Genomic DNA, 13,171 nt, shown 5'->3' on the forward strand with positions numbered 1-13,171 from the left:
TCCGGTCGGCGCAGTGGCCGGGCGGGAGGCTCGCGTGGCACGTGTCGCCCACCTCGCCTCGATATCCCGCCGTACCAGGAGCAGCATGGAAGGAGCGGATCCCCTACCCGTCGGCGAAGCGAGGATGTGAACGGGTGACAGCCGAATCCGTGACGACAGCCGAATCGCGGAGAAGCACGCCATGACCGGACGTCTTGCCCGGCCCAAGGGGCTGGGTCTTGGGCTGCGCAGCGTCGCCGGTCAGGTCTTCGCGCTGCAGGCGGTCATCGTGGTGGTGCTCGTCACCGTGGGGGCGCTCGCCCTGATCTTCCAGACGCGCTACGACAGCGAGCGCGAGGCGCGCAACCGTTCGCTCGCCGCCGCGGAGGCGTTCGCCCACGCGCCGGGCCTCATCGACGCCCTGAAGACCCCCGATCCGACCGCCGTGCTCCAGGAGCGGGCCGAGACCGCCCGGCGGGCGGCGGGGCTCGACTTCCTCGCCGTGATGACCCCCGACGGGATCCGTTACACCGACTCACGGCCCGAGCTGATCGGGGAGCGCACCACCGGCGACATCGCACGGGCCAGGGCGGGCGAGTCCTTCACCGAGATCTTCACAGGGGAGCCGACGGACGCGGTCCGGGCCATCGTCCCGGTACGGACGGAGGACGGCGACATCGTCGGCCTGGTCGGTACCGGCATCGAGATCGAGAACGTCGGCAACGTGGTCGAGGGTCAGTTGCCGCTGCTGCTGGGCACGGCGGCGGGCGCCCTGCTGCTGGCCGTGGGCGGCGCCGCGCTGGTGAGCCGGCGGCTGCGGCGGCAGACCCACGGCTTGGGCCCGCTGGAGATGACCCGGATCAACGAGCACCACGAGGCGGTGCTGCACGCGGTGCGCGAGGGTGTGCTCATCATCGACGCGGACCGCCGTCTGCTGCTCGCCAACGACGAGGCGCGGCGCCTGCTGGACCTCGCGCCCGACGCGGAACAGCGCCACGTCACCGAGCTGGGCCTGGGCCCCGGTACCGCCGCGCTGCTCGCCTCGGGGCGGGCCGCCACGGACGAGGTGCACCGGGCGGGCGACCGGCTGCTCGCGGTCAACGTGCGCCCGACCGAGCCGTACCGGGGCCGCCCCACCGGGACCGTGATGACGCTGCGGGACACCACCGAGCTCGCCACCCTCACGGGCAGGGCGGCGATCACACGGGGCCGGCTGCAGCTGCTGTACGAGGCCGGGGTACGGATCGGCACCACCCTGGACGTCGTCCGCACCGCCGAGGAGCTGACCGAGGTCGCCGTCCCGCGCTTCGCCGACTTCGTGACGGTGGAACTGCTCGAACCGGTGCTGCGGGGCGAGGAGCCGTCGGGCGCGTACACCGAGATGCGCCGCACGGCGCTGACCGGGACCCGCGACGACCATCCGCTCCAGCCGGTCGGGGACGCGATCCGGTGCGTGGTGCCGACCACGCCGATGGCCAGGGCGCTCGACGGTGGTCACGCCGTACGGGTGACGGACCTGCACACGGCCGAGGGCTGGCAGGCCCAGGACTCCGAAGGCGCCACGGCGGCCCTGGAGTACGGATTCCACTCGCTCCTCGCGGTGCCGTTGCTCGCCCGGGGGGTCGTCCTGGGGATGGCCAATTTCTGGCGGGCCGACACCCCGGAGCCCTTCGGCGAGGAGGATCTCTCCTTCGCGGAGGAGCTGACGGCGCGCGCGGCCGTCTCCATCGACAACGCCCGCCGGTTCACCCGCGAACACACCATGGCGGTGACGCTCCAGCGCAGCCTGCTCCCCCGGGTCCTGCCGGAGCTGTCCGCCGTCGACGTCGCCTTCCGCTATCTGCCGGCGAAGGCGGGGGTGGGCGGCGACTGGTTCGACGTCATCCCGCTGCCGGGGGCCCGGGTGGCGCTGGTGGTCGGCGATGTCGTCGGACACGGGCTGCACGCCGCCGCGACGATGGGCCGGCTGCGTACGGCGGTGCACAACTTCTCCACCCTGGACCTGCCGCCGGACGAGATCCTGGGCCATCTCGACGAGCTGATCGACCGGATCGACCAGCCCGAGGCGGGTGACGCGGACGGCGGGAGCGAGACGGACGGGATCGACGGCGAGGGCGCCCAGCCCCGCGACCGCATGACCGGGGCGACCTGCCTGTACGTCATCTACGACCCGGCGGACGGCCGCTGCACCCTCGCCCGCGCCGGGCACCCCGGCCCCGCGCTCGTGCACCCCGACGGACGGGTCGAGTTCCCCGAGCTGCCCGCCGGACTGCCCCTCGGGGTGGGCGGCATGCCCTTCGAGTCGACGGAGCTGCGTCTGCCGGAGGGCAGCCGGCTCGTGCTGTTCACCGACGGTCTGGTGGAGGACCGCGAGCGGGACTTCGACGCGGGGATCGTGCTGCTGGGTGAGGCGCTGTCCCGGCCCGGGCGCAGCCCGGAGCAGGCCTGCGCCGACGTCCTGACCGCGCTGCTCGTCCCCGCGCCGGACGACGACATCGCACTGCTGGTCGCCGACACCCGCCGCCTGGATCCCGAGCGGATCGCGCAGTGGGACGTACCCGCCGATCCGTCGGCGGTGGGCCGGGTGCGCAACGCGGGCGCGGCGCAGCTCGCGGCCTGGAAGCTGGACGACATCGCGTTCACCGCCGAACTCATCCTCAGCGAGCTGATCACCAACGCGATCCGGTACGGCGCCGAGCCGATCCGGGTCCGGCTGCTGCGCGACCGCCGTCTCATCTGCGAGATCTCCGACGGCAGCAGCACCGCTCCGCATCTGCGGTACGCCGCGACCACCGACGAGGGTGGTCGGGGTCTCTTCCTCGTCGCCCAGTTCGCCGAGCGCTGGGGCACCCGCTACACGGAGCGCGGCAAGGTCATCTGGGCCGAGCTTCCGCTGACCACGGGGGCCGGTCCGGAGGCCGCCATGAACAGCCTCGCGCCGGACCTGGACGGGTTGGAGGACCTCGCCTGGTGACCCGCCTGCGCGGGAGGATCCCGGCCGCGGGTCACGTGAGCGACGTACGGGCCAGGAGCACCGCCACGTCGTCCCCCGGCGCGCCGGGCAGCAGCCGTTCGAGGATGTCGTCGCAGAGCTGGGTCAGCGGCCGTTCGACGTGGAGCAGCGCCTGGGCGAGGAGATCCATGCCCTCGTCGAGGTCACGGTCCCTCGCCTCGATCAGACCGTCGGTGTAGAGCACGAGCAGGCTGCCCGGCGGCAGCCGCAGCTCCTCGGTGCGGAAGTCCTGGCCCCCGGTGCCGAGCGGGGTGCCGGGCGGCCCCTCCAGGAAGGTGATGGCGCCGTCCGCGGTGGCCACGGCCGGTGGCGGGTGGCCGGCCCGGGCGATGAGCACGCGCCCGGAGGCCGGGTCGTGGACGGCGTAGACGCAGGTCGCCATCTCGTCCTCGCCCAGGTCGGCGACGACGGCGTCGAGGGAGCGGAGCAGCTCCGCGGGCGGTACGCCGTGCCGGGCGAGGGTCCGTACCGCCGTACGGAGCTGGCCCATGACGGCCGCCGCGTGGATTCCGTGGCCCATGACGTCGCCGATGACGAGCCCGGTGCGGCCCTCGGGCAGGGCGATGACATCGAACCAGTCGCCGCCGACGTCGTGGTCGCTCGCGGGGAGGTAGCGGCCGGTGAGTTCGAGGCCGTCGACCTTGGGCAGGGCGCTGTTGGTCAGGCTCCGCTGCAGGGTGAGGGCGGCCTCGCGCTGGGTGGTGTAGAGGCGGGCGTTGTCGATGTTCAAAGCCGCACGCGCCACCAGTTCGTCGACGAGGACGGTGTCCTGCTCGTCGAAGGGTTCGCGCTCGCGGATCCTGGTGACGGCGACCGCGCCGAGCACCTTGCCCCGGGCGACGAGCGGGACGAGGCGCGCCGAGCCGATGCTGGAGGCGAGGTACGTCCGCAGCGCGCCGGCGCGGGGGTCGGGGAAGAGGGCCGGGATGTCGCTGTGGTAGAGGTTCATCGGCCGGCCCTCGGTGATGACGTGTTCGTACACCGTGCCGAGCGGGATCTGGAAGGTCTGTCCGGCGGCGAGCAGCGCGGTCGGCGCGGCCGGGTCGGGGAACGCGGCGGCCAGCCGGCGCAGCAGGCCGTGGGTGGAGGCGCCCGCCTCGTCGGGTTCGAGGACCGCTTCGAGCATCTGCACGTCGGCCGAGTCGGCGAGTTGCGGCACGAGGACCTGGACGACCTCCTCGGCGGTCTGCCGCAGGTCGAGGGTGGTCCCGATACGCGTGCCCGCCTCCGCGAGCAGGGCGAAGCGGCGGCGGGCCCGTTCGGCCTCGACCAGCGCCCGCTGTCCCTCGGTGATGTCGATGAGGGAGGCGATCAGGCCGAGCCGGCGGCCCGATCCGTCGAGCAGGGGGGCGTAGGAGCAGGACCACGTCCGGTCGTGGTCGGGGTCGGCCGGGGTACGGCCGGTGCGGCGCACGTCGACGACGGCCTCGCCGCGCTCCAGGACCTGCCGCATGGTCGCCTCGAGCGCCACGGCGTTGACACCCGGGACGACCTCGGTGAGCCGCTTGCCGAGGTGCTCGTCGGCCGAGACGCCGTTCATCCGGGCCAGTGCGTCGTTGACGCGGAGGAACCGCAGGTCGGGGCCGAGGGTGCCGAGGCCGATGGGCGACTGGGTGAAGAGGCTCTGCAGCGCGGCGAGCGAGTCCCGCATGCGCAGGACCTCGGAGGTCTCGACGGCGATGAGCATCGCGCCGGGCCGGCCGCGTGGGTCGACGGCGGGGACGATCCACATCTCCATCGTCACGTCGTGACCGTCGCGGTGCCGTACGGGCAGGGTCCCGACGACGGTCTCGCCCGACTGGACGCGCCGCGTCAGCTGGTCGGCGAGTTCCCGGTTGCCCTCGGGGGCCAGGACGGGTGTGGCGAGGCGTCCGAGCAGTTCCTCGGGCCGGTAGCCGAGCAGGTCCTGGGCGGCGAGCGACCACTCGACAACCCGTCCTTCGGTGTCCTCCCGCCACAGGGCGATCGGCAGCAGTTCGCGCAGCACACCCGCGTAGCCGACGGCGGCCGGCGGTCGCTCCGGCGTTTCGCTCGGCGACTGAAAAGTGTCCAACGCATCGACCTAACACCGGGGGGTGTCTTTCCTACCCAATCACCCTAGCCGAGGGCCCGATGGGGGGCTCAGCTTGGGCGGCCGTTCGGTTCGGGCGCCCGGCCGGGGTCGCGCGGGCTGTCCCGCCGATGTCCCGCCCGGGCACCGCTCACCGTACGTGCGCGGCGAAGGCCTGGCCACGCCCTCTCGTCGGAGAGCACGAAGCGGACCGCCTTCACCGCGGTCGCCGTCGCCATGGCCGTCGCCCGGAGGCGACTCTCATCCGCGCCGTTTTTTCAGGGCGTGGGCCATGCGGGGGAGCCCCTCGTGAAGGAGACGGCCGGCCAGCGCACCTCCGAACACGACGACGCCGACCCCGACCAGCCAGGACTGGATGACCAGGACGGTTCCGACGGGGCCGTAGGTGACGGCGCTGGATGCGATCAGTGGGGAGAACACAAGGCGGGAGAAGACCCGGAGGCCGAGCAGCCCGGCCATGGTGATCACCGCCCCGGGCAGCAGGGCGGCCCAGGCGACCCGGCCGCCGAGCAGCATCCGCTGGGACCACCAGAAGAACAGAGCGCCGCTCAGCAGCGTGATCACCCCACGGTCGGCGGTCGCTCGCCACAGCGGTGTGACCCCGGACAGGAAGAGGACTCCGATGAGGACGGCGAGCCACACGACATGCCGCCACCGGGCCCACCAGCGGGCCGGGGGCAGGTTCCAGACCTTCTCGTACCCGCTCTGCACCGTCGCGCCGAACGAGAGGCCGAAGACGGCGAGCACGGCGAGGCCGAACGCCGTGGTGGTCCGCAACGTCTGGCCCGGCAGGGCGAACAACCGCTCGATGTCCTCTCTGGCGGCCGCCGATACGCCGAGGCCGTCTCCGAGCCACTGCGCGAACCCCCGCCCGCTCGCCGGATCCGCCGCGGACACGACGATCAGCAGTGGTACCAGTGTCAGGAAACCGAGCGCCGCGAACCCCAGCGAACGCTGCCACAGCTCGAACTGGCTGACCTGAGCCCACCGGCGCCCGCCCCGCACACGGCGGTGCACGCGCCGCAGCCGCCCGAACAGAGACGAGCGGCCCGTTGCGGAGCCGGAGGAGTTCCTCCTTCTAGGACGCACGGGGGCGTGGTTCCGAGCCCTGGGCCCCGGTCGACTCTTCCGCCGGAGTGCCGTGCGCAGCGGCTTCGCGCCATCGGGCTTCGCACAACGAGTAGACGCCGAACAGCACGAGGCCCACCGCGGCGGCGATCAGCAGTACAGGCCCGGCCGGGGTTGCGGCGAACGAACGCAATATCTCGTCCAGGCCCTTGGCCTCACTGGGGTCGAACCGCACCGCCGCCAGCAGGACGAACAGGCCGGACGCGGCCGCGACCACTCCGCACGCCACGCCGCCCACGATGCCCAGCACCGCGACGACCCGCCGCGTCGCCGGGCTCATCTCGCCCGTCCGGAGGTTCTTCTCGAATTTCCGCATCAGGCTGCGCACCAGTATCACCACGCCCACGATGACCAGGACGGCTCCGAAGGTGCCGACCAGTACCCGTCCGCCCGGCCACTCCAACACCCTCGCGGTGTACTCCTTCGACGTCTCATCGCCAGGCCGGCTGCCGGAGGAGCCGCCGGCCAGCGCCGTCTGCACCACCCCGACACAGATCACCGCGTAGAAGACCGCCAACCCCAAAGAGCCCAGGCGACGAGTCCACCTGTCACCGTCCGTCACCGTCTGTCCGAACGCCGCCTCGGACAGACGCCACAACGCCATCGCCGCCAGCCCCACCACCAGCGCCCACAGCAGCACCCGGCCGAACGGCTGCTCACCGATCGTCCCCACGGCGCCGGACCGGTCGGCCTCCTTGCCGCTGCCACCGCCGAAACCGATCTGCACGGCCAGAAGCCCCACCAGCACGTAGATCACTCCTCGGGCGCAGAGCCCGGCCCTGGAGGCGACTTCGACGGCGCGGCTGTCGGCCAGACGCCGCCCCTGGGACTTGGGCTGCGCGGCACCGTCTTTCCTGACGGCCATGTCTGGCACCTCCACGTGCGGTCAAACCGAACGGTGCACCGGTCCGCCTGGGCTGGGGCCGCGCTCAGCGTTCGCAGGCATCCTCGGCCCGCGTCCATGCCGGGTGTCGCCCCTGACCTGCTCACGGTGGCCAGGGCGAGAGCTACGACGAGCACCGGCCGCAAGAAGGCCCGGCCCTGCAAGGATCAAGGCCACGATGACCATGCCGTAAAGGAGGAACGTTCCGGCGGTGCCGGTGACGTCGTAGCCGACGAGGGTGAGTCCGCGCGTAAGCTCATGGGCACTGCTGCGACGGGCAAGGACGCCGGCCACTCCGGAGACCAGGACGACGAGCATGGCGCACTCCCAGGTCTGCTCCCTGTCCCTCCACGGTAGGACCGCCCTGTCCGGGAAGCCACCGCCGAGTGCCGGATCCACCCTGGAATCCAGGCCGCTGAAACCGGGGTGGCGGCGAACGACGGCCCCACACGGCTCCGCCGGGCTACGAGGAGTGGACCCGCTCGGCGAACGCCTGGTACGCCCGCTCGTCGAAGAGGACGAACCTGACCTCCTCGACCGCGCTCTGAGTGCTCCGCACCGTCTCCACCGCGATCCGGGCCGCGTCCTCCATCGGCCACCCGTAGACGCCGGCCGAGACGGCCGGGAAGGCGACGGTACGGGCGCCCAGCTCGGCCGCGATCCGCAGCGACTCGCGGTAGCAGGAGGCGAGCAGCTCGGAGCGGTCCTCGTCGCGGGACCAGACGGGGCCGACAGTGTGGACGACCCAGCGGGCGGGCAGGCGGCCGGCCGTGGTGGCGACGGCGCGGCCGGTGGGCAGGCCGCCGCCGTAGTGGCCGGCGCGGAGCGCGCGGCACTCCGCGAGGATCTCGGGGCCGCCCCGGCGGTGGATCGCGCCGTCGACACCGCCGCCGCCGAGCAGCGAGGAGTTCGCCGCGTTGACGATCGCGTCGACGTGCTGCTCGGTGATGTCACCGGGAACGAGCGTGATCTTCGGGGAGTGCGCCATACGGCCATCATCGCCCAGCCGACGGCCCGGCCGCGCCCCCTTTGTGCGGCGTACGCGGCGGGTCTCGGCCACCGACGCGGCCCGTGAGCCCGTGTCAGCCGCGCGTCGCGCGCAGCCGACGCCACACCGCCTTGGCGGCGTTGTGGCCGGACATGCCGTGCACGCCGGGGCCCGGCGGGGTCGCGGAGGAGCAGAGGAAGACCGCCGGGTGCGGGGTGTTGTACGGGAAGAGGGAGAGCCGGGGCCGCAGCAGCAGTTGCAGACCGCGGGCCGCGCCGCAGGCGATGTCGCCGCCCACGTAATTGGCGTTGCGGGCGGCGAGTTCACGCGGCCCGGCGGTGGCGCGCGCCAGCACGCGGTCGCGGAAGCCGGGTGCGAAGCGCTCGATCTGGCGCTCGATCGCCTCGGTGAGATCGCCGTCCCAGCCGTTCGGGACGTGGCCGTACGCCCAGAAGACGTGCTTGCCCTCGGGGGCGCGGCCGGGGTCGACGATGCTGGGCTGGGCGGTGATGAGGAAGGGCGCCTGGGGCGCCGTCCCGGAGGACGCCTGGCGCAGGGCGGCGCCGATCTCGCCGCTGGTGGGGCCGATCTGGACGGTGCCGGCGTGGCGGGGCGCCTCGGCTGTCCACGGCACGGGGCCGTCGAGCGCGTAGTCGATCTTGAAGGCGCTCGCTCCGTACCGGTAGTGGTCGTAGTACCCGCCGAAGCCGGCGATGCGGGCGAGGGCGGTGGGCGAGGTGTCGAAGACGTAGGCGCGGGCGGGCGGCAGGTCGTCGAGCCGCTTCACCTCGTAGTCGGTGTGGACCACGCCGCCGAGGTCCTTCAGGTACGCGGCGAGGGCGTCGGAGATCGCCTGTGAGCCGCCCCGGGGCAGCGGCCAGCCGCCCTCGTGGGCGGCCAGCGCGAAGACGAGACCGACCGCCGTGGTGGCGAATCCGCCCAGCGGAGCGATGACATGGCCGACGAGCCCGGCGAACAGGGCGCGCGCCTTCTCGTCCTGGAAGCGGCGCATCAGCCAGGTGGAGGGCGGCAGCCCGTCGATGCCGAACCGGGCGAGCGTCAGGGGGTCGCGGGGCAGCGCGGTGCTCGGCAGCGACATGAAATCCCGTACCAGCGTGTCCCATCGGCCGAGGTACGGGGCGACGAGGCGCCGGTACGTGCCGGCGTCACGCGGCCCGAAGGAGGCGGCGGTCTCGGCGACGGAGCGGGAGAGCACGGCGGCGGTGCCGTCGTCGAAGGGGTGCGCCATGGGCAGGCGGGAGTGCAGCCACTCCAGCCCGTACCGGGCCAGCGGCATCGTCGCGAAGACGGGCGAGCCGACGCCGAGCGGATGCACGGCGGAGCAGGGGTCGTGGCGGAAGCCGGGGAGGGTCAGCTCCTCGGTCCTGGCCCCGCCCCCGACGGACTCCCGGGCCTCGAAGACGGCGACGGAGAACCCTCGTCGGGCGAGCTCCACCGCGGCGGTCAGTCCGTTGGGGCCCGCCCCCACAACGACGGCATCGAGCATCGACGGCACCTTCGGACTCCTTCGTCAGCCGATGACCAGGGTGGCCAGGATATTCCGCCCGTCCGCCGGCGCTCACCGCCCCCGCAGCAGTGTCCGGATCCGGTCGGCGGTGGCTCGGTCGCGCGCTGCGGTGAACGGCAGCGCGTTGCCTCCGGTGATACGGAACGGCTCGCCGGCGACCGTCGTGTGGGCGCCGCCCGCCTCCGTCACCAGGAGCAGCCCGGCCGCGTGGTCCCAGGCGTACTCCCAGGAGAAGGCGGTGGCGTCGACGAGTCCCCGGGCCACGTCCAGGTACTCCAGGCCGGCCGAGCCGCAGGGGCGCGCGTGGACGCCGTCGGTGTCGAGGCCGAGCAGGGCGCGCTTCTGGTCGGGGGTGGTGTAGTCGGGGTGGGAGGAGGCGACCTCCAGGACGTCCCGGGGCGAGGGCGAACCCGACCGTATCGGCTGCCCGTTGAGCGTCGCGCCGCGTCCGCGCACCGCGACGGCCATCTGGTCGAGGGCGGGGGCGTACGTCCAGGAGGCCAGCAGCTCGCCGCGCCGGGCGAGCGCGACGAGGGTGCAGAAGCCGGCCTCGCCGCGCACGAACTGGCGGGTGCCGTCGACCGGGTCCACGATCCAGACCGGCGCGTCGCCCTGGAGCGCTTCGTAGACCGCGGGGTCGGCGTGCACGGCCTCCTCGCCGACGACCACGGAGCCGGGCAGCAGCGCCGTGAGGGACTCGGTCAGATGGGCCTCGGCGGCCCGGTCGGCGACCGTCACCAGGTCGTGCGGCCCGTTCTTCTCGACGATCTCGTGCGCGGCGAGCTGCCGGAACCTCGGCATGATCTCGGCGGCGGCGGCCTTGCGGATCGCCTCCTCCACCTCGGTCGTACCACCGGCGAGGACGTGGGCAAGGAAGTCATCGATCATGTGTCCAGCTAAGCACGGCGGGCTGACAAGCGGAGTACCGCGTCCGTCACCGTCCGTTTCCCCGCACAGTACGCTTCGGACGAGTTCACCCCTTATGGGGAAGGGAGATCCCGTGCACGGCGAGTACAAGGTCCCCGGCGGCAAGCTGGTGGTCGTCGATCTCGACGCGGCGGACGGCGTCCTGCGGAACGTCCGGGTCGCGGGCGACTTCTTCCTCGAACCGGACGAGGCGATCCTCGCCGTCGACCGCGCCCTGGAGGGCGCTCCGGCGGACACCGGCGCCTCGGGCCTCGCGGCCAGGATCGACGCGGCGCTGCCGCCGGGCGCGGAGATGTTCGGGCTGACCACGGAGGGCATCGGGGTCGCCGTCCGCCGGGCACTCGCCCACGCCACCGACTGGACGGACTACGACTGGCAGCTGATCCACGAGCCGGCCCGGTCGCCCGCGCTGCACATGGCCCTGGACGAGGTGCTGACCGCCGAGGTGGCGGCCGGCCGGCGTCCGCCGACCCTGCGGGTCTGGGAGTGGGGCGCGCCGGCCGTGGTCATCGGCAGCTTCCAGTCCCTGCGCAACGAGGTGGACGCGGCGGCGGCCGCGCGCCACGGCATCGAGGTGGTCCGCCGGATCAGCGGCGGCGGCGCGATGTTCATCGAGCCCGGCAACACCGTCACGTACTCGCTCTCGGTCCCCGCCGCCCTGGTTCAGGGGCTCTCCTTCGCCGACAGCTACGCCTTTCTCGACGACTGGGTCCTCGGCGCGCTCGGCGACATGGGGATCAAGGCCTGGTACCAGCCGCTCAACGACATCGCCACGGAGGCCGGCAAGATCGCGGGCGCGGCGCAGAAGCGGGTGGTGGCCGGCGGGGGCGCGGTGCTGCATCACGTGACGATGGCGTACGACATCGACGCCGACAAGATGACCGAGGTGCTGCGGATCGGCCGCGAGAAGCTCTCCGACAAGGGCACGAGGAGCGCGAAGAAGCGGGTGGACCCGCTGCGCCGCCAGACGGGGCTGCCGCGGGAGGCGGTCATCGAGCGGATGATCGAGTCCTTCCGGAGCCGCTACGGCCTGAGCGAGGGCCGGGTCACGGAGGAGGAGACGGCGGCGGCCGAGCATCTGGCGGGGGCCAAGTTCGGCACTCACGAGTGGACGGCCCGGGTGCCGTAGCCGCACGGGCTCTGGTGCGCTCGCGGGATGGCCGGCCCCGGACGCCGGGCGTCAGGCGGGCGCGGGTGCGGGTGGGTGGTGGGCGAACCAGCGGCGGGTGTCCTCCAGTTGGGCGGCGAGGGAGATCAGCAGCGGCTCGCTCCCGGCCGGGCCGAGGAGCTGGGCTCCGACCGGAAGGCCGTCCCGGGTGAACCCGGCGGGAACGTTCACGCCCGGCCAGCCGAGCACGTTCCACGGCCAGGCGTAGGGGCAGGTGGCCGCCATCGCCAGGTCGGTCCGCCAGGCCGGCATCGTGTCGAAGGTGCCTATACGGGGTGGCGGCGCCGCAGTCGTCGGGGCGAGCAGGACGTCGTACGTGTCGAACAGCGCGCCGATCCTGCGGTGTTGGTGGATCTCGCGGGCGCGGGCGGCCCGCAGGAGCCGGCCCCCGAGACGCCTGCCGGTGCGGGTGGCGCTGCGGGTGCGCGGGTCGAGCAGGGTGGGATCGGGGTGCCGGTCGGCGTACTCGGCGATCCCGGCCGTGGCGCGGGGCAGGAAGCTCAGCCCGATGAGCCCGTAGCGGGGGCGGGCCTCGTCCACGGTGTGTCCGAGGCCGGCGAGGGCTTCGGCGAGGTCGGTGACGGCACGGGCTATCCCCGGGTCGAGGGGGTTGTGGGTGGCGGTGAAGGGGGGCCGCCACGCGAGGGCGATCCGCAGCCGCCCGGGCTCCCGGCGCGCGGCGGCCGAGGCGTCCACGGCGGTCGGCTGGAACCGGTCACCCGCGTGCGGTCCGGCGACCGCGTCGAGGAGCAGGGCGGCGTCGCCGACGGTCCGGGCGAGCGGTCCGTTGACGGTGAGCCCCTGGAAACAGTCGTCGTAGGGGTGGACGGAGACCCGCCCGCGCTGCGGCTTGATGCCGACGAGGTGCGTCCAGGCGGCCGGTATCCGGATGGATCCGGCGCCGTCGGAGCCGAGCGCGGCGGGCACGAGTCCGCCGGCGACGGCCGCGGCGGAGCCGCCGGAGGAGCCGCCCGGGGTGTGTCCGGTGTTCCACGGGTTGCGGGTGGCGCCGAAGGCCGGCCCCTCGGTGAACGCCCACTGCCCCAGCTCGCAGGAGTTGGTCTTGCCGACGATCACGGCCCCGGCGGCGCGCAGCCGGCGCACGGCCTCGCCGTCCTCGGACGCGTCCGGGATGTCACCGGCGCAGCCGAAGCGGGTGGGGAGGCCGGCGACGTCGGTGTCGTCCTTGACGGCGAGCGGCACGCCGAGCAGCGGGAGCCTCCCCCAGGCCCCGTCCGGGCGTGCCCCCACCCCCGCCGCGAGCCGGCGGTCGGCCTCCGCCGCCTCGGCGAGGGCGGCCTCCGGCCGGGTGCAGCGGAAGGCGTTGAGGGTGGGCTGGGTGGCCTCGATCCGTTCGAGCGCCGTCTGGACGGCGGCGGTCGAGGTGACCGTTCCCTCCCTCAACTCCCGCGCCAGTTCGGCCAGTCCGGTGTACTCGATCGCGGTCACGGCAGCCCCCTCGTCTCTTCGGCTGCCGGAACCCTAC

9 protein-coding genes are annotated in these 13,171 nt (G+C 73.5%); 2 read left to right on the forward strand and 7 right to left on the reverse strand.

The annotated features are described in order from the left end of the window. Nucleotides 1-181: 181 nt before the first annotated feature. Nucleotides 182-2,953: a SpoIIE family protein phosphatase gene (locus IE136_RS23070; RefSeq protein WP_189601277.1), complete on the forward strand. Its 2,772-nt coding sequence runs from the start codon at nucleotides 182-184 to the stop codon at nucleotides 2,951-2,953. 31 nt (nucleotides 2,954-2,984) lie between these two features. Here the strand turns inward: IE136_RS23070 and IE136_RS23075 are convergent, their stop codons facing one another. The 6 genes from IE136_RS23075 to IE136_RS23100 form a co-directional block, all read right to left on the reverse strand. Continuing rightward, complete coding sequence (locus IE136_RS23075) at nucleotides 2,985-5,045, reverse strand: SpoIIE family protein phosphatase (protein ID WP_158992016.1); 2,061 nt, start codon at nucleotides 5,043-5,045, stop codon at nucleotides 2,985-2,987. A 258-nt stretch (nucleotides 5,046-5,303) separates the two neighbouring features. Further along, entirely contained in the window at nucleotides 5,304-6,089 is a 786-nt protein-coding gene (locus IE136_RS23080) for a YhjD/YihY/BrkB family envelope integrity protein (RefSeq protein WP_189601336.1), read from the reverse strand. 52 nt (nucleotides 6,090-6,141) lie between these two features. After that, the gene (locus IE136_RS23085) at nucleotides 6,142-7,056 is read right to left on the reverse strand and encodes a DUF1206 domain-containing protein (protein ID WP_158994847.1); all 915 of its coding nucleotides are present in this window, start codon (nucleotides 7,054-7,056) and stop codon (nucleotides 6,142-6,144) included. 481 nt (nucleotides 7,057-7,537) lie between these two features. Beyond that, nucleotides 7,538-8,062: an O-acetyl-ADP-ribose deacetylase gene (locus IE136_RS23090; RefSeq protein ID WP_158992013.1), complete on the reverse strand. Its 525-nt coding sequence runs from the start codon at nucleotides 8,060-8,062 to the stop codon at nucleotides 7,538-7,540. Nucleotides 8,063-8,156: 94 nt separating this feature from the next. Further along, a complete protein-coding gene (locus IE136_RS23095) occupies nucleotides 8,157-9,578 on the reverse strand; it encodes a phytoene desaturase family protein (RefSeq protein ID WP_158992011.1) in 1,422 nt (473 codons plus the stop codon). A gap of 63 nt (nucleotides 9,579-9,641) precedes the next feature. Beyond that, entirely contained in the window at nucleotides 9,642-10,478 is an 837-nt protein-coding gene (locus IE136_RS23100; RefSeq protein WP_158992009.1) for an inositol monophosphatase family protein, read from the reverse strand. Between the two features lie 112 nt (nucleotides 10,479-10,590). On the opposite strand from IE136_RS23100, the gene lplAB reads away from it, so the two are divergent. Further along, nucleotides 10,591-11,646, forward strand: coding sequence for a lipoate-protein ligase LplAB (lplAB, locus tag IE136_RS23105; protein WP_189601278.1), 1,056 nt, complete (start codon nucleotides 10,591-10,593; stop codon nucleotides 11,644-11,646). A 51-nt stretch (nucleotides 11,647-11,697) separates the two neighbouring features. Here the strand turns inward: lplAB and IE136_RS23110 are convergent, their stop codons facing one another. After that, entirely contained in the window at nucleotides 11,698-13,134 is a 1,437-nt protein-coding gene (locus IE136_RS23110; protein ID WP_158992005.1) for an amidase, read from the reverse strand. Nucleotides 13,135-13,171 lie beyond the last annotated feature (37 nt).

Origin of the sequence: Streptomyces lateritius, assembly GCF_014649715.1 — a bacterium.
Classification (GTDB): Bacteria; Actinomycetota; Actinomycetes; order Streptomycetales; family Streptomycetaceae; genus Streptomyces; species Streptomyces lateritius.

Bases quoted from the DNA above. Each gene is read 5' to 3' on its own strand.
- IE136_RS23070 (WP_189601277.1), top strand. From the start codon at position 182: ATGACCGGACGTCTTGCCCGGCCCAAGGGGCTGGGTCTTGGGCTGCGC.
- IE136_RS23100 (WP_158992009.1), bottom strand. From the start codon at position 10,478: ATGATCGATGACTTCCTTGCCCACGTCCTCGCCGGTGGTACGACCGAG.
- IE136_RS23090 (WP_158992013.1), bottom strand. From the start codon at position 8,062: ATGGCGCACTCCCCGAAGATCACGCTCGTTCCCGGTGACATCACCGAG.
- IE136_RS23085 (WP_158994847.1), bottom strand. From the start codon at position 7,056: ATGGCCGTCAGGAAAGACGGTGCCGCGCAGCCCAAGTCCCAGGGGCGG.